This is a genomic window from Gemmatimonadota bacterium (assembly GCA_030747075.1).
Taxonomy (GTDB): domain Bacteria; phylum ARS69; class ARS69; order ARS69; family ARS69; genus ARS69.
In genome coordinates, this window is sequence record JASLLL010000032.1 from 12824 (window position 1) to 28246 (window position 15423).

Annotated in this window: 31 protein-coding genes; all 31 read right to left on the minus strand. The window is 61.9% G+C overall.

Annotation, left to right across the window (positions count from 1 at the left end; translation table 11 throughout):
• Window positions 1-20: 20 nt before the first annotated feature.
• Window positions 21-1052 (minus strand): DNA-directed RNA polymerase subunit alpha, encoded by a 1032-nt coding sequence (locus QF819_09530; GenBank protein MDP6803391.1) that lies wholly within the window; start codon window positions 1050-1052, stop codon window positions 21-23.
• Between the two features lie 120 nt (window positions 1053-1172).
• The gene (gene rpsD / locus QF819_09535; GenBank protein ID MDP6803392.1) at window positions 1173-1802 is read right to left on the minus strand and encodes a 30S ribosomal protein S4; all 630 of its coding nucleotides are present in this window, start codon (window positions 1800-1802) and stop codon (window positions 1173-1175) included.
• Window positions 1803-1911: 109 nt separating this feature from the next.
• Window positions 1912-2310 (minus strand): 30S ribosomal protein S11, encoded by a 399-nt coding sequence (gene rpsK / locus QF819_09540; GenBank protein ID MDP6803393.1) that lies wholly within the window; start codon window positions 2308-2310, stop codon window positions 1912-1914.
• A 15-nt stretch (window positions 2311-2325) separates the two neighbouring features.
• Window positions 2326-2703 (minus strand): 30S ribosomal protein S13, encoded by a 378-nt coding sequence (gene rpsM / locus QF819_09545; protein MDP6803394.1) that lies wholly within the window; start codon window positions 2701-2703, stop codon window positions 2326-2328.
• 17 nt (window positions 2704-2720) lie between these two features.
• On the minus strand, window positions 2721-2846 hold the full coding sequence (gene rpmJ / locus QF819_09550; protein MDP6803395.1) for a 50S ribosomal protein L36: 126 nt from the start codon (window positions 2844-2846) through the stop codon (window positions 2721-2723).
• Between the two features lie 25 nt (window positions 2847-2871).
• Window positions 2872-3090, minus strand: a complete 219-nt coding sequence (gene infA, locus QF819_09555; GenBank protein ID MDP6803396.1) for a translation initiation factor IF-1 — start codon at window positions 3088-3090, stop codon at window positions 2872-2874.
• A gap of 11 nt (window positions 3091-3101) precedes the next feature.
• Complete coding sequence (map, locus tag QF819_09560) at window positions 3102-3860, minus strand: type I methionyl aminopeptidase (protein MDP6803397.1); 759 nt, start codon at window positions 3858-3860, stop codon at window positions 3102-3104.
• On the minus strand, window positions 3857-4429 hold the full coding sequence (locus QF819_09565; protein MDP6803398.1) for an adenylate kinase: 573 nt from the start codon (window positions 4427-4429) through the stop codon (window positions 3857-3859). The genes map and QF819_09565 overlap by 4 nt, the downstream gene beginning before the upstream one ends.
• Window positions 4430-4448: 19 nt before the next feature.
• Window positions 4449-5762: a preprotein translocase subunit SecY gene (gene secY / locus QF819_09570; GenBank protein MDP6803399.1), complete on the minus strand. Its 1314-nt coding sequence runs from the start codon at window positions 5760-5762 to the stop codon at window positions 4449-4451.
• Window positions 5759-6238, minus strand: coding sequence for a 50S ribosomal protein L15 (gene rplO / locus QF819_09575; protein ID MDP6803400.1), 480 nt, complete (start codon window positions 6236-6238; stop codon window positions 5759-5761). The genes secY and rplO overlap by 4 nt, the downstream gene beginning before the upstream one ends.
• A gap of 36 nt (window positions 6239-6274) precedes the next feature.
• A complete protein-coding gene (gene rpmD, locus QF819_09580; GenBank protein ID MDP6803401.1) occupies window positions 6275-6460 on the minus strand; it encodes a 50S ribosomal protein L30 in 186 nt (61 codons plus the stop codon).
• A 5-nt stretch (window positions 6461-6465) separates the two neighbouring features.
• Complete coding sequence (gene rpsE / locus QF819_09585; protein ID MDP6803402.1) at window positions 6466-7080, minus strand: 30S ribosomal protein S5; 615 nt, start codon at window positions 7078-7080, stop codon at window positions 6466-6468.
• 26 nt (window positions 7081-7106) lie between these two features.
• Entirely contained in the window at window positions 7107-7481 is a 375-nt protein-coding gene (rplR, locus tag QF819_09590; GenBank protein ID MDP6803403.1) for a 50S ribosomal protein L18, read from the minus strand.
• Window positions 7482-7495: 14 nt separating this feature from the next.
• Window positions 7496-8038, minus strand: coding sequence for a 50S ribosomal protein L6 (gene rplF / locus QF819_09595; protein MDP6803404.1), 543 nt, complete (start codon window positions 8036-8038; stop codon window positions 7496-7498).
• 13 nt (window positions 8039-8051) lie between these two features.
• Window positions 8052-8453: a 30S ribosomal protein S8 gene (gene rpsH / locus QF819_09600; protein ID MDP6803405.1), complete on the minus strand. Its 402-nt coding sequence runs from the start codon at window positions 8451-8453 to the stop codon at window positions 8052-8054.
• A gap of 76 nt (window positions 8454-8529) precedes the next feature.
• Entirely contained in the window at window positions 8530-8715 is a 186-nt protein-coding gene (locus QF819_09605) for a type Z 30S ribosomal protein S14 (GenBank protein MDP6803406.1), read from the minus strand.
• A 31-nt stretch (window positions 8716-8746) separates the two neighbouring features.
• A complete protein-coding gene (gene rplE / locus QF819_09610) occupies window positions 8747-9292 on the minus strand; it encodes a 50S ribosomal protein L5 (protein MDP6803407.1) in 546 nt (181 codons plus the stop codon).
• 42 nt (window positions 9293-9334) lie between these two features.
• Window positions 9335-9655 (minus strand): 50S ribosomal protein L24, encoded by a 321-nt coding sequence (rplX, locus tag QF819_09615; protein MDP6803408.1) that lies wholly within the window; start codon window positions 9653-9655, stop codon window positions 9335-9337.
• A 9-nt stretch (window positions 9656-9664) separates the two neighbouring features.
• The gene (gene rplN / locus QF819_09620; GenBank protein MDP6803409.1) at window positions 9665-10033 is read right to left on the minus strand and encodes a 50S ribosomal protein L14; all 369 of its coding nucleotides are present in this window, start codon (window positions 10031-10033) and stop codon (window positions 9665-9667) included.
• Window positions 10034-10052: 19 nt separating this feature from the next.
• Complete coding sequence (rpsQ, locus tag QF819_09625; GenBank protein ID MDP6803410.1) at window positions 10053-10313, minus strand: 30S ribosomal protein S17; 261 nt, start codon at window positions 10311-10313, stop codon at window positions 10053-10055.
• 4 nt (window positions 10314-10317) lie between these two features.
• Window positions 10318-10542, minus strand: coding sequence for a 50S ribosomal protein L29 (gene rpmC, locus QF819_09630; protein ID MDP6803411.1), 225 nt, complete (start codon window positions 10540-10542; stop codon window positions 10318-10320).
• Between the two features lie 4 nt (window positions 10543-10546).
• Complete coding sequence (gene rplP / locus QF819_09635; protein ID MDP6803412.1) at window positions 10547-10972, minus strand: 50S ribosomal protein L16; 426 nt, start codon at window positions 10970-10972, stop codon at window positions 10547-10549.
• Window positions 10973-10974: 2 nt separating this feature from the next.
• Window positions 10975-11664, minus strand: a complete 690-nt coding sequence (rpsC, locus tag QF819_09640) for a 30S ribosomal protein S3 (GenBank protein ID MDP6803413.1) — start codon at window positions 11662-11664, stop codon at window positions 10975-10977.
• Between the two features lie 22 nt (window positions 11665-11686).
• The gene (gene rplV / locus QF819_09645) at window positions 11687-12055 is read right to left on the minus strand and encodes a 50S ribosomal protein L22 (GenBank protein MDP6803414.1); all 369 of its coding nucleotides are present in this window, start codon (window positions 12053-12055) and stop codon (window positions 11687-11689) included.
• Between the two features lie 16 nt (window positions 12056-12071).
• Window positions 12072-12359, minus strand: a complete 288-nt coding sequence (gene rpsS, locus QF819_09650) for a 30S ribosomal protein S19 (GenBank protein MDP6803415.1) — start codon at window positions 12357-12359, stop codon at window positions 12072-12074.
• A gap of 1 nt (window position 12360) precedes the next feature.
• Complete coding sequence (rplB, locus tag QF819_09655; protein MDP6803416.1) at window positions 12361-13185, minus strand: 50S ribosomal protein L2; 825 nt, start codon at window positions 13183-13185, stop codon at window positions 12361-12363.
• A 175-nt stretch (window positions 13186-13360) separates the two neighbouring features.
• Window positions 13361-13648 carry a 50S ribosomal protein L23 gene (locus QF819_09660; protein ID MDP6803417.1) on the minus strand — a complete coding sequence of 96 codons (288 nt, stop codon included), beginning with the start codon at window positions 13646-13648 and terminating at the stop codon, window positions 13361-13363.
• Between the two features lie 2 nt (window positions 13649-13650).
• Complete coding sequence (gene rplD / locus QF819_09665) at window positions 13651-14280, minus strand: 50S ribosomal protein L4 (GenBank protein MDP6803418.1); 630 nt, start codon at window positions 14278-14280, stop codon at window positions 13651-13653.
• Window positions 14281-14296: 16 nt separating this feature from the next.
• On the minus strand, window positions 14297-14956 hold the full coding sequence (rplC, locus tag QF819_09670; protein MDP6803419.1) for a 50S ribosomal protein L3: 660 nt from the start codon (window positions 14954-14956) through the stop codon (window positions 14297-14299).
• Between the two features lie 68 nt (window positions 14957-15024).
• The gene (gene rpsJ / locus QF819_09675; protein ID MDP6803420.1) at window positions 15025-15339 is read right to left on the minus strand and encodes a 30S ribosomal protein S10; all 315 of its coding nucleotides are present in this window, start codon (window positions 15337-15339) and stop codon (window positions 15025-15027) included.
• Between the two features lie 6 nt (window positions 15340-15345).
• Window positions 15346-15423 (minus strand): elongation factor Tu (locus QF819_09680; GenBank protein MDP6803421.1); only part of this gene is annotated, 78 nt, incomplete at its 5' end.

The window sequence follows — 15423 nt, forward strand, 5'->3', positions numbered from 1 at the left end:
CTTGGATCGCCGCGCTCCGACTATACGGAAGCCCCGGTTCCCGTCTCCTGAGTTTCTTCCACCGCCTCGATTCCGGCGCCCGCCTCGACCCATGTCGAAACATCCATTCCGAATCCAAGGTTCATGCCGCCCAGGATCTCCTGGATTTCCTTGAGGGACTTCCGTCCGAAGTTCCTCTGCTTCAGCATTTCGCCTTCCGTCTTCTGGACGAGTTCGCCAATCGTGCGAATGCTCGCCGAGGTCAAACAGTTGCTGGAGCGCACGCTCAACTCCAGCTCATCGACGGACCGCCGCAGGAGTTCCTTCATCCGCTCGAACTCCTCGTCGACTTCCTCTTCCTGCACGAGTTGCGGCTCTTCGTCGAAGTTGATGAAGATCATGAGGTGATCCTTCATGATCTTCGCGGCGTGGGCCACGGCATCCACGGGATTGATGGAGCCGTCCGTCCAGACCTCCATGTTGAGGCTGTCGTAGTCCGTTCGCTGGCCGACGCGCGTATTCTCCACTTCGTACCGAACCTTGACGACCGGCGTATAGAGCGCATCCACCAGGATGGTCCCCAGAGGCTGCTCCCCGAGGTCGTGGCTCTCGGCCTGTTCGTAGCCGCGCCCGCACCCCACACCAATCTCCAGGCAGAGCTTCGCGCCCTTGTTCACGGTCGCGATGTACTGCTCCGGATTCAGCAGCTCCACATCCGGCTGGAGAACCAGGTCGGCGCCGGTTACGCGCTGTTCGCCCGTTACCTCAATGCGTCCCTTGCGGATCTCGTCCTGTCCGAAGCGGAAGCGGAGGCTCTTCAGGTTGAGCACGATCTCCGTCACATCCTCACGGACGCCTTCCACCGTGGAGAACTCGTGCTCCACCCCGTCGATTCGGGTGAACACAACGGACGCACCCTGCAGGCTCGACAGCAGCACACGCCGCAGCGCGTTCCCGACTGTCGTTCCAAACCCCTTTTCCAGGGGCTGGATGGTCATCTTCCCATAGGTCTCGGTCAGGGTAGACTCGTCGAAGTCCACTTTCCTGGGCATTGTCAGAGGTCTCCACTTCATGGTGGATCTCCTTTCGTTGGGCCGCTCTGAGCACGGGTTCCCCGGTCCTCGACGGGACCTTCTTCCCGAACCACGGCGCTCCGCCCCCGAAGCGCCTCTGATGCGGCCGCGTGAACTGCTCTACTTCGAGTAAAGCTCGATGATCAACTGCTCGTTGACAGGCGCCGGGATCTCTTCCCGGCCCGGCACCGAAACCACGGTACCCGTCATGCTGTCCTTTTCGAGATTCAGCCACGACACCATGGACGCCAGGTCCTTGGCCTCCAGCGCGCCGACAATGACATCCACCTTGCGGCTGCCCTCGCGCACCGTGATCCGATCTCCGGCCTTGCACTGATACGATGGAATCGTCACGGTCCGACCGTTGACGGCCATGTGACGATGCCGAATCAGCTGCCGCGCCTGACAGCGCGACGCGGCCATTCCCATCCGGTAGACCAGGTTGTCCAGCCGGAGTTCCAGGAGCCGGAGAAGGTTCTCGCCGGTGACTCCCTTGAGCTGTGCCGCCTTCTTGTAGTAGTTGCGGAACTGCCGCTCCAGGACGCCGTACATCCGGCGGGTCTTCTGCTTCTCGCGGAGCTGGAGACCGTACTCGGTGACCTTCCTTCTCTGGTCCCGTCCGTGATCGCCCGGGGCGTAGTTGCGCCGCTCGATCGCGCACTTGAGCGTCAGGCAACGGTCGCCCTTCAGAAAGAGCTTCACGCCTTCCCGACGGCACTGCCTGCACTTCGGGTCCAAGTTCCTTGCCATGTTCCATCCTCTGGGCCGGACATCCCTCTCCAGGCCCCGCCGGTGGAGCGCGGTGACTCCGCGTCTCCCGTTCCCGGTCCGCACGCCGGAAGGCGAACGGACGCTTCCGTCAGATTCTCCGTCGCTTCGGAGGGCGACAGCCGTTGTGCGGGATCGGGGTGACGTCACGAATCGAGGAGACATCCAACCCCGCGGCCTGCAGCGACCGAATGGCCGCCTCTCTGCCGGAGCCGGGTCCCCGCACGCGGACCTCGACCCTCTTCATTCCCAGTTCCAGAGCCTCCTTCGCCGAGTTCTCGCCGGCGAGCTGGGCTGCAAACGGAGTGCTCTTCCGCGACCCCTTGAAGCCCACCTTCCCGCAGGAAGACCATGAAACGACATTCCCCTTCGTGTCCGTAATGGTCACGATGGTGTTGTTGAAAGTGCTCTGAATGTGAGCGACACCCACGGCCTCGACCTTGCGGTCCTTGCGCCGTCTGGCTTTCTTCGCTTTGCCCTTGTCTGCCAACTGTTCCTCCTCCGACTACGTCTTCTTCGGGCGGGACACTCCGCTGCCCTTCTTCGGACCCTTGCGAGTCCTGGCGTTCGTGGAGGTCCGCTGCCCGTGAACCGGAAGCGAGCGACGATGCCGCAGCCCCCGATAGCACCCGATGTCCATCAATCGCTTGATGTTCATCGTGACCTCACTCCGGAGCGTACCCTCCACATTGTGGTTGTTCTCGATCGCGGCCCGGATCTTGGCTGTATCCTCTTCGCGCAGATCCTTCGCCTTCTGGGAAGGGTCCACTTTGGTCTCCGAGAGGATCTGCTTCGCGGTGGAAAGCCCGATCCCATAGATATATGTCAGCGCAATCTCCATGCGCTTCTCGGGCGGAAGATCTACTCCGGCAATGCGCGGCATTCCTTAGTCCTCCAGAACTACTTGCGTACCAGCTGTCGCTGCTTGTGCCGGGGATTCGCCTTGCAAATCACACGAACGACCCCGTGACGCTTCACGACATAGCACTGATTGCAGATTTTCTTTACCGATGTACGAGACTTCATGGGTTCCTCCCAGGCCTTTCCCGGGTCATTTGTACCGGTAGACGATGCGTCCCCGGGTCAGATCATAGGGCGAAAGCTCTACAGTCACTTTGTCTCCGGGGAGAATCTTGATGAAGTGCATCCTCATCTTCCCCGAAATGTGTGCGAGGACCTTGTGGCCATTCTCCAGCTCCACGCGGAAGCTGGCGTTCGGCAACGGCTCTACCACCGTGCCCTCCACCTGGATCCCCTGTTCCTTGGCCATTCCCGGCCCCCTTACTCTGCGACGGCGCCACGGGTGAGGATCTCAGGACCCTCATCTGTGATCGCCACACTATGCTCGAAGTGGGCAGACAGCCCGCCATCTCCGGTCACGACAGTCCACTGGTCATCGAGCATTCTGACCTCGTGTCCGCCTGCGTTCACCATCGGCTCGATGGCCACTACCATGCCGGAGCGAATCTTCGGCCCGGAGCCCGGATTCCCGAAGTTCGGAACCTGCGGATCTTCGTGCATCGAGCGGCCGATCCCGTGGCCGACCATCGTGCGCACGACAGAGCACCCCGCAGCCTCCACAAGCTCCTGAACCGCGTGGGAGATGTCCCCCACGCAATTCCCTGCCTGAGCCCGTTTGATCCCGGCATAGAGCGCATCCCGCGTGACACGGAGGAGCTGCTCCGCCTCCGGCGAGATGCTCCCGACGCCGATCGTCTGGGCCGCATCCCCGTAGAATCCCCCGAATTGCACCCCGATGTCCACCCCGATGATGTCCCCTTCTTCCAGAACCCTGGATCCGGGGATTCCGTGGACGACCTCGTCGTTCACGGAGGCGCAGATCGAAGCCGGAAAACCCCGATAACCCTTGAATGCCGGCGTTCCGTCGGACTTCACAATGTGCTCCTCCACGACTCGATCAATCTCCCGGGTGGTCACCCCCGGGCGGACCAGCTCTCGCACCTTCTCGTGGGCTTCCGCGACGATTCTCCCGGGGGCCTTCATGGCCTCCACTTCCGCACGGGACTTCAGGAGAATCACGACGCCGCCGCCACAGCACTCCGAACCGCGGCGCGAACCTCTTCCACGCCCGGCTCGCCATCCACATCCAGGAGCAACCCGCGCGACCGGTAGTGGACCACCAGGGGCGCCGTCTGCTCCTCGTAGACTCGCATTCGGTTCCTCACGGTTTCTGCTGCGTCATCCACGCGGCTTTCGTCCGAACGCCGACCGGCGATCCGACCCACCAGCGTCTCTTCGGACACGGACAGGTTCAGAACCCCCACGATTCCCGCCCCCAGTTCCCGCAACATCTCATCGAGACTCTCCGCCTGGGCGAGATTCCTGGGGTAGCCGTCCAGCACGCATCCCCCGGCGGCGTCGTCCGAGGTGAGCCGCCCCCGAACGAGATCCAGAAGCACCTCGTCGGGAACCAGATCCCCCGCGTCCATGAATGACTTCGCCCGAATACCCACTTCCGTTCCTTCCCGCAACGCTCTTCGGAGGAGATCCCCCGTGGAGACATGGGGCATCCCCAGGTCTCCGGCCATCGTGACCGCCTGCGTTCCCTTGCCCGCTCCCGGGGGCCCCAGAAACACCCAGATATTCACCGCCAGCGCCCTCCGCGCTCTATCGTCGCCCGCGCAGACGACCCTTCTTCAGGAAGCCGTCATAATGGCGCATGAGCAGGTGGGACTCGATCTGCTGGAGCGTGTCCAGACCCACACCGACCACGATGAGAAGCCCCGTGCCTCCGAAGAAGAACGGAATGTCAAACCAGTTGATCATGAGGAACGGGATGATCGCGATCGCGGCCAGAAAGCACGCCCCGGGGAGCGTGACTCGGGTCAGGATCCTGTCGATGTACTCCGCCGTCCTCTTGCCGGGACGAATCCCGGGAATGAAGCCACCCTGCTTCTTCATGTTGTCCGCGAGATCCGCCGGATTGAAGATGATGGCCGTATAGAAATAGGTGAAGAAGATGATGATCGTGGCGTAGAGAACCGAGTGAACAGGACTCCCGAACCGGAGGTTCGCGGCGATCGACTGCACGATCTCGTTCCCCTGCCAGTACATGGCCAGCGTGCTCGGGAACATGATGATCGACTGCGCAAAGATAATGGGGATCACGCCCGCAGTGTTCACCCGCAGCGGAATGTGCGTATTCTGCCCGCCATAGACCTTGCGGCCCACCACGCGACGCGCGTACTGAACCGGGATCCGCCGCTGCCCTTGAGTGATCAGGATGACCGATGCGGTAATGGCCACCATCAGCCCGAGAACGAAGATCATCATGACCGGATTCAGCGCACCGCTCATGACGGAGCGGACGGTATTGACGGTGTCCTGCGGATAGCTGGCCACAATCCCTATGAAGATAATGAGCGAGATCCCGTTCCCGATCCCGCGCTCCGAGATCTGTTCGCCCAGCCACATCACGAAGACCGTCCCGCCAATCAGCGTGACGACCGTGGTGAACTCAAACAGAAGCCCCGGATTCGGAATCACCGGGGCTCCACCCGGCGAAGCGAGACCCTCCAGGAACTTCGCGACACCGAATCCCTGCACGAAAGACAGAAGAACCGTGCCGTACCTCGTGTACTGGGTAATCTTCTTGCGACCGGACTCCCCCTCCTTCTGGAGGCGCTCGAAGAACGGCACCACTGCCGTCAGGAGCTGGAAGATGATGGACGCGCTGATGTACGGCATGATGCCCAGCGCGAAGATGGTCGCCTGGGAGAGGTTCCCTCCGACAAACATGTCGTACAGCCCGAACAGAGAGTCCTTCTGGCCCGCGAAGAACTCGCCGAGGGCCGCGCCATCCACTCCCGGAGTCGGAACATGCCCGCCCAGCCGGTAGATGCAGAGCATCGCCAGTGTAAACAGAACACGCCTCTTGAGTTCCGGAATCCGGAAGATCGCCGCAACCTTGTCGAGGATCATGAGTCTTTGTCCCCGGACTTCGTGTTGCCGTAGGGCACAAGTTCCACACTGCCGCCCTTCTCTTCAATCTTCTTTCGCGCGGACTCGCTCACTGCATGGACCTTGATGTGATAGGCACCACCCGGATCTCCGTTGCCGAGAATCTTCACCCGCGGCGCGGGGCCGCTGACAATCTTCAACTCGCGGAGGTATTCCACGGTGATGTCGCGGGAGGGATCCAGCCGTTCCAGGTCCACCAGATTCAGGATCTGGTTCTCCACGCGATTGCGATTGAAGAAGCCCCGCTTCGGGACTCTCCTGTAGAGAGGCATCTGCCCGCCTTCGAACCACGGGTGCGGCTTCCCGCCGGACCGCGAACGAAGCCCGTTGCTGCCCCGACCCGCCGTGGTCCCGTGTCCGGAACCCGGGCCTCTCCCGATGCGCTTACGCTTCTTCCGCGCCCCGCGCGCTGGCTTGAGATTGTTCAACTGGAACATCAAAGTCCCCCGCCCCGGAATCCGGGGCCGAATAAGTCAGCCCTTGATCTCCTCGACACGAAGGAGATGGCCCACCTTGACGATCATCCCGCGAATGGCCGGGCTGTCGTCGTGCTCGACGGTCTGATGGAGGCGCTTCAGCCCCAGCGACCGGATTGTGTCCTTCTGGTTCTGCGGGCGCCCGATGGCACTCCGAACCTGTGTTACACGCACCCTGTCCATAACCGTTACTCTTCCTCTCGACCGAACAGGTGGGAGATGCTCACGCCCCTTCGGGCTGCGACATCCCGTGCCATCTCCAGACTCTTCAGACCCCGGATGGTGGCCTTGACCACATTGTGCGGATTGTTCGATCTCTGACACTTCGTGAGAATGTTCTTGTACCCGGCCGCCTCCAGAATGGGCCGAACCGCGCCTCCGGCGATCACGCCCGTACCGGGACTGGCCGGCTTCAGAAGCACATGGCCCGCACCGTATTTCCCGATCACCTTGTGCGGGATGGTGCCCTTGACCATGGCGACCTGGAACATGGACTTCTTCGCGTTCTCGGTGGCTTTCCGAATGGACTCCGCCACTTCGTTCGCCTTTCCGAGCCCCACGCCGACGCGTCCCTTTTCATCTCCGACCGCAACGAGCGCGTTGAAGCTGAACCTTCGTCCACCCTTCACGACCTTCGCGACACGATTGATGTTGATCACCTTCTCGGTGAACTCCTTCTGCTCGTCGCGACCCCGGTCACGACCGCGTCCACGACGACGATCTCCGGGCTTTCCGCGTCCACGGCGGGCTCCCCGTTTTGGGTCTGCGTCGCCTCCGAACGAGGCCGTCTGCGGTTCCGGCACCCCTGCGGGCCGATCTACTTGACCACTCAAAACTCCAGGCCTCCTTTCCGGGCGGCTTCCGCGACCGCTTTCACGCGGCCATGGAAAAGGCGTCCGGCTCGATCGAACACGACCCGGGTTGCGCCAACATCCTGTGCCTTCCGCGCGATCTCCGTTCCTACCGCCACGGCGCGGTTCATCTTGACCGAATCTCCTTCGCCATCCACAGCGAGAGACCGGGCCGTGCTGCTCACATGGGCCAGCGTCTTTTGGCTGTCATCGTCCACCAGCTGCGCGGCGATATGCTTCAGGCTCCGCGTAACGACCAGCCGGGGACGCTCCGCCGTGCCCCGAACCTTGCGCCGGATCCTGCGATGACGCCGTTTCCGCTGTTCTCCAAGTACCCGTCTCTTGTCCTTCATCTCATTCCCCGTCCTTAGGCTGCTGCGGCGGACTTGCCGGCCTTCCGCCGGATGATCTCGCCCTGATACTTGACGCCCTTGCCCTTGTACGGCTCGGGCGGGCGCAGCTTGCGGATCTCTGCCGCCACCTGCCCCACGGCCTGCTTGTCGATTCCCTGAATGATGATCTCGGTCTGCTTCGGAGTGGAGAACTGGACTCCCTCCGGCGGCTTGACGAGAACGGGGTGCGAGAAGCCGAGGTTCAGGAGCAAATCCTTCCCCTTCAGTTCCGCGCGGTAACCCACGCCCACAATCTCCAGCGTCTTCGAGAAACCCTGTGACACTCCGACGACCGCCGAGTTCACCAGGCTCCGCGTCAGTCCGTGGAGCGAGCGGTGGGTCTTGCTGTCAGAAGGCCGCGTGACCAGAACTTCCGCGCCCTCGATGGCGACCGTCATGTCCCGCACGATCTTCACTTTCATTTCGCCGAGCTTCCCCTTCGCGGTGAAAACCCCGGCGTCCACCGACACCTTGACCCCATCCGGGACGGGAACAGGCATTCTGCCGACTCTTGACATGGTCTCCCCCCGCCTACCAGACGCTACAGAGAATCTCGCCACCAACCCCGACACGCTGGGCTTCCCGCCCGGTCATAATGCCGCGGGAAGTGGAGAGAATGGTGATTCCCATGCCCCCGAACACGCGCGGGACATCCGATGCCGGGCAGTACCTGCGAAGCCCGGGCCGGGAGACCCGCTGAAGCCCGTTGATCACGAACTCCTCGCCAGGGGTGTACTTCAGATAGACGCGGATGATCCCCTGCGGGCCGTCTCCAGCCACGAACTTGTAGTTCGAGATGAAACGCTCCTTCTGGAGAACCCGGGCGATCTCCAGCTTCAACTTGGAAGCCGGAATATCCGTCCGCTTTTGCCCAACCTGGCCCGCATTGCGAATCCGGGTCAGCATGTCCGCGACGGGATCTGACATCGCCATCTTGAACGACTCCTTCCGGCCGGTGGTCTCGCCAGAGGCGACTCGCCGACTCGTAATCTGTAAGGCAGCCTGCTGGCTACCAGCTCGACTTCACGATTCCAGGAATCTGGCCCAGGTGCGCCAGCTCCCTGAAGCAGATCCGGCAGATTCCAAAGTCCCGCATGAAGGCACGAGGCCTTCCGCAACGCCGGCAGCGGTTGTACGCCCGCACCCGGAACTTGGGGCTTCGCTTCGCCTTCTCAATCAGGGCTTTCTTCGCCACGAATCCTTCCTCTCGGGGGAACAGTTCCCCGCTAGTTCCTGCGGAACGGGAACTTGAGCAGCCGGAGAAACTCCAGCCCTTCCTCGTCCGTCCCCGCCGTGGTCACAAGGGTGATGTTCATCCCCCGAATCACGGACAGGCGGTCCATGTTTACCTCCGGGAAGGCAATCTGCTCCCGGAGGCCCAGCGTGTAGTTTCCCCTGCCGTCAAAGCAGGTGGTCGGCAATCCCCGGAAATCCCGGATTCGGGGAATAGCCATGCTCACAAGACGATCGTAAAACTCCCACATCATGTCGCGGCGCAGCGTGACCATGGTCCCCACCTTCATGCCTTCGCGCAGCTTGAAGTTGGCGATCGACACCCTCGCCTTGCGAATCGTGGGCTGCTGTCCCGTGATCGTGCGGAGGGTCGCGGAAGCCTCCTCCAGAGCCTTCGGGTTCTGGAAAGCCTCGCCAACCCCCATGTTGACGGTGATCTTCTCAAGACGCGGCACCATCATGATGTTCCCGTAAGAGAACTTCTTCATGAGCGCGGGCACCACATCCTGCGCGTATTCTTCTTTCATCCTCGGGACCATGTTCTCCCCGTTCCTCCGATGATTCCGGCTCAGTCGAGCCTTCTACCGTTCCGCTTCCGGAGCGACTTCCCCGCTCTTCCTGGCAATCCTCTGCTTCCGTCCATCCGCCAGCACCTGATGCCCGACGCGAGTCGGAGTTCCGTCCGCGGGGTCGAGAAGCATCACATTGGAGATGTGAATGGGAGCCTCGCGCTCGATAATCCCCGCCTGGCGGGTTGCCGACGCGCGTGTGTGACGCTTGATGAAGTTCACGCCCTCCACGATCACTCTCTCCGTATCGGGGAATATCCGAAGGATCTTCCCCGTCTTTCCCCGGTCATCGCCGGAGATCACCACAACCTGGTCGAACCGTCTGATCTTCATCACGCTCTCCTAAACGACTTCCGGCGCGAGGGAAACAATCTTCATGAACTTCTTCTCCCTGAGCTCCCGCCCCACCGGGCCGAAGATGCGCGTACCACGCGGCTCCTTCTGGTCCGTGACCAGCACCGCCGCATTGTCATCGAACCGGATGTAGGATCCGTCTCGGCGACGGATCTCCTTCCGGGTGCGTACCACGACGCCGCGAACGACCTCGCCCTTCTTCACTCCCCCTCCGGGGATGGCATCCTTGACAGTCAGCACCACCATGTCCCCAATGGACGCGTAGCGTCGGCCGCTGCCTCCGAGAACGCGGATCACCAAGGCGCGACGGGCGCCCGAGTTGTCCGCAATGTCGACGATCGATTCCTGCTGGACCATGATTCCGGTCTCCCGACTTCTACTTGACCTTGCGGACGGTTTCCAAGAACCGCCACCGCTTGTGCTTCGACAGCGGCCGCGTCTCCATCACTCGCACGACATCTCCCACGGCGCAGACATTGTCTTCATCGTGGACCATGACCTTGGAAGTCTTGTTGATGATCTTCCCGTAAAGCGGATGCTTGACGCGGCGGTGGATGGCCACGACAGCGGTCTTCTCCCCGCCGGCCGAGACCACTTCCCCGGTCCTTGTCTTTCGGACGCCTCTCGTAGTCTCCATTCGATCAGCCCTCCCCGGGCGGTGTCTGCCCATGAGTGGCGGGCGTTGCCTTCTCGCGGATGAGTGTCTCGACCCGGGCGATGTCTCGCCGGACCCTGCGAATGTGCAGCGGGTTGTCCAGGGGCTGGGTGGTCAGACGGAACTTCAGGTTGAAGTACTCCGTCCGAAGATCCACGCGCTGCGCCTTCAGGTCGTCGAGGGTCAACTGCCGCATTTCCTGAATATTCATGGTCTCAGGACTCCATGCTCTGGGTTCCTCTTGCGAGGAACCTCGTTCGGATCGGGAGCTTGTGCGCCGCAAGCTTCATGGCCTGCTGCGCCATCTCCACCGAAACCCCTTCCAGTTCGAAGATAATGCGTCCCGGCTTTACCACCGCGACCCAGAACTCCGGTGCTCCCTTGCCTTTGCCCATGCGGGTTTCCGCGGGCTTCTTCGAAATAGGCTTGTCCGGGAAAATCCGAATCCAGATCTTCCCGCCTCTTTTCACTCTTCGAGTCAGCGCCACACGAGCGGATTCGAGCTGGCGGCTGGAGATCCAGCCCGGCTCCATTGCCTGAAGCGCGTATTCGCCAAAATCGATGTTGCAGCCTCTCCGGGCGGTTCCACGCATGCGTCCCTTCTGGATCCGCCGGAACTTGGTCTTCTTGGGAATGAGCATGACTACCCGGCCCTCCCGGCTCCGGCACCCGCAGACACAATGCCCTGCGTGCGCTCCGAGGCCCGGCGTGCGAGAACCTCGCCCTTGAAAATCCAGACCTTCACGCCGATCGTCCCGTAGGTCGTCCGGCAGGTGATGGCCGCGTAGTCAATGTCCGCACGCAGCGTATGCAGCGGAACGCGTCCTTCGCGGTAGGTTTCCCGGCGGGCCATTTCCGAGCCGCCAAGACGACCACCACATGAGATTCGGATACCCAGCGCCCCACGCCGCATAGCGGAAAAGAGGGCACGCTTCATGGCGCGACGGAACCCGACGCGCTGCTGAAGCTGACGAGCAATGTTCTCGGCCACGAGCTGGGCATCGATCTCCGGCTTGCTAACTTCCTGGATCTCGATGTAGATCTCCCGGCCCGTGAGCGCCTGCAGCTCATCACGGATCTGGTCTACCTGTGCACCCTTCCTGCCGATCACGACACCAGGACGGGCCGTGTGGATGGAGAGAGTGACCTTCTTGGCCTTCCGCTCGATCAGCACCTTCGAAATGCCGGCCTGCGCAAGTCTCTTCTCAAGATACCGACGGATCACCAAATCTTCTTCCAGCAGGTCCGGGTAGTCCTTCCCGGCGTACCACTGGGAGTCCCAGGTCTTCACGATCCCGAGACGGAGCCCGATCGGATGGGTCTTCTGTCCCACGCTTCCTCCTTCGGGTTCCGGGTCAGGAACCGCGGGGGCCCTTGGGCCCCACGACGATGGTCAAGTGACTGCTTCGCTTGCGGATCCGGTTCGCCCGGCCCATCGAGCGAGGCCGGAAGCGGCGCTGGGTAGGGCCGCCGTCCACAAATACCGTCCGCACGAAAAGCTCATCTATGTTCACCCGCGAGGCCGTCTCATCATCCTCGGGGGTATGGAGGGCGTTCGCCACGGCCGACCGCAAGGTCTTTTCCACCATGAGCGATGCCTTCTTGCGCGTGGACTGGAGAATCACAAATGCGTCCTCCACCTTTCGTCCACGAATCAGGTCCACCACAAGACGCATCTTGCGGGGGCTGATCTTCATGTGCCTGCCTTTTGCGAGAGCTTCCATTATCTATCGTCCTCCCCTACTTGAGACCCTTCCCGGCCTTGTCCGCTCTACCAGAGTGGCCGCGGAAGGTGCGCGTGGGGGCGAACTCGCCCAGCTTGTGCCCGACCATGTTCTCAGACACATAGATCGGGATGAACTTGTTTCCGTTGTGGACCGCCATGGTGTGGCCGACGAAATCCGGAGTGATGGTGCATCGACGGGCCCAGGTCTTGATGACCTTCTTGTCTCCCGAACGATTCATCAGCTCCACTTTTCGCAGGAGGCTGTCCACCACATACGGACCCTTCTTGATGGACCGTGCCATGCTACTTCCTCCTCTTGACGATCATCTTGTCCGATGCCTTCTTGCCGCGACGCGTGCGCAGCCCCTTGGACGGCTGTCCCCAGGGGGAACACGGATGGCGCCCGCCGGAAGACCGGCCTTCGCCACCGCCCATGGGATGATCATGCGGGTTCATCGCCACTCCCCGCACATGCGGGCGGCGGCCCAGCCAACGCGACCGACCCGCTTTCCCCAGCACGATGTTCTGGGCCTCGACATTGCCGACCTGCCCCAATGTGGCGTAGCTGGAGGCGCGGACCTTGCGAACCTCTCCGCTCGGAAGCCGGAGAAGTGCCAGTCCGCCTTCCTTCGCCATGACCTGCGCAAAGGTGCCGGCACCACGAGCGATCTTCGCGCCCTGTCCCGGACGAAGCTCCACTGCGTGCACCGTAGTGCCCAGCGGAATCGCGGAAAGGGGCAGCGCATTCCCGGTCCGGAGTTCCGCATCCGGTCCGGAGACCACCGTATCTCCCACCGACAGTCCGACCGGCGCCAGAATGTAACGCTTCTCGCCATCTGCGTAGAACAGGAGCGCGATGCGTGCATTCCGATTCGGATCGTACTCGATGGTCGCGACACGCGCGGGAATCCCGTACTTGTCCCGCCGGAAGTCAATGCGACGCCAGGCACGCTTGTGCCCACCTCCACGATGACGGGAAGTCACGCGACCATGGTGGTTGCGCCCTCCCGACTTCTTCAACGGCTCCGTCAGCGACTTCTCCGGTCGTGAGGCCGTGACCTCACTGAAGTCCGAGGACGTGTAATACCTGCGAGCAGGCGTAACCGGTTTATACTTCTTGATCCCCATCGGTCCCTTCCTGTGTCCGCTTCTTCTCGCCGACGCCCCTCGGCTTAGAGCACCACCTTGTCAAAGCGCAGACACTCTCAACCGTTCCGGGTCACTCCCCCCGGGTCGGGGGCGATACCCTTCCCGGCGCGGACATCGCCCCGGGCGCAACGAACTTCATCCTAAAAAACCAACGCTACAGCTCGTCAAACAGATCGATCGTCTTCCCTTCTTCGAGCGTGATCAGAGCCTTCTTCCAGTTCGGACGGCGACCCTGATGAACGCCCATTCTCTTGACCTTCCCGCGAACATTCACGGTCCGTACATTCTTCACCGTCACGGAGAAGAGATCTTCCACCGCATCACGGATCTGCAGCTTGTTGGCGCGACGGTCCACCTCAAAGGCGTACTCGTTGGCCGTCTCCCGCGCGATGGTTGCCTTTTCCGTCAGGAGTGGCCGTTTGAGGATCTGTCTTGATTCCATCATCAGACGAATACCTCCTCGAGTTTCTTCAGCGCGTCCCGGGTCATCACGACCCAGTTGGAAGCCACCACCGCGTAGGTGTAGGTCTCCCGCGCAGGCAGACACAGCACACGCGAAAGGTTCTGGGCGCTTCGGTTGACCTTCTCGTCGAAGCCTCCGGTCAGGAGAAGCACCTTCTCTCCACCAAGCCCCAACTTGTCCAGGAAGGTGGCCAGACTTTGCGTTCTGGCGTCTTCAAAGCCGAAGTCGTCCACGACGAGAATGCGCTCGGATGCGGCACGGTCTGAAAGCGCCGACTTGAGTGCCAGACGACGCGTCTTCTTCGGAAGACGGTACCGGTAGTCACGCGGCTTCGGACCATGAACGGTTCCGCCGCCGACCCAGACCGGACTCCGGGCCGATCCAGCCCGCGCGCGCCCGGTGCCCTTCTGACGCCAGGGCTTGGCGTTGGAGAGGTTGACCTCTCCTCGGCTCTTGACCTTGGCCGTGCCCTTGCGCTGGTTTGCCTCGAAGTTCACAACGGCCTCCCACACGACATGGGCGTTCGGCTCGATTCCGAAGAGCTGCTCCGGAAGGTCCACCGTGCCCGACTTCTCGCCGGAAGCGCCATAGGCTGTTGCAGTTGCCATCATCAATCCTCCAGGGCCGTCAGCCATTCGCGCGTCCGGCCCCGCGGACGCCCTTCTTGGTCTTCCGGATCTCCACACGCCCGTTCAGCGCGCCCGGAACGGCACCTTTGACCAGAAGCATGTTGTTCTCGACATCCACGCCGACAACCTCAAGATTCCGGATGGTGACCGTCTTGCCGCCCATGCGGCCCGCCATCTTATGTCCCTTCAGTACCCGAGCCGGAGTGGCGCACATGCCAATGGCCCCGGGCCGACGCTTGCACATCCCGCCATGCGTCATGTCTCCCTGGGCGAAGTTGTGGCGCTTGATCGTCCCCGCAAATCCCCGGCCCTTCGAAGTGCCGCGAACATCGATGCGATCTCCTTCGGCCAGAACATCCCCGACCACAATCTGCTGCCCCGATTCCAGGTCCCCTACGGAATTCATGCGGAACTCAGACAGCCACCGGAAGAGGCCTGGGCCGTGCTTGCGGAAGTGCCCCGTGCGAGGCTTGCCGAGTCGCTTCTCCCGGATCTCTCCGAAACCGACCTGGACAGCCTCGTAACCATCTGTCTCCGTGGTCTTGACCTGGACGATCTGGCACGGACCCGCCTCAATCACGGTGACGGGAATCACTTTCCCGTCCTCCGAAAAGATCTGGGTCATGCCCTTCTTCCGGCCGACCAATCCGTGAATCATCTACCACTCCTTCGGGACCCCGTCGCCTGCATCCGCAGGGGGTCATCCCGTCCTTGAACGGTCTTGCGTCAGACCTTGATCTCGATGTCCACCCCTGCCGGCAGATCCAGTCTCTGCAGAGCATCCACCGTCTGGGGAGTCGAGTTGTGAATATCGATCAACCGCTTGTGAATCCGGCGTTCAAACTGCTCCCGCGACTTCTTGTTGACATGCGGGGACCGGTTCACCGTGAAGACCGTCTTGCGCGTCGGGAGAGGAATGGGGCCATGTACGCGAGCACCCGTTCTCTCCGCCGTCTCAACGATCTCCACCGCCGACTTGTCCAAAGAGGCGTGATCATACGCCTTCAGACGGATTCGGATCTTCTGGATTACCGCTGCCATCCGCATCTACTCCGTAATATCCGTGACGACACCGGCACCGACCGTCCGACCGCCCTCGCGAATGGCGAACCGAAGTTCCTTCTC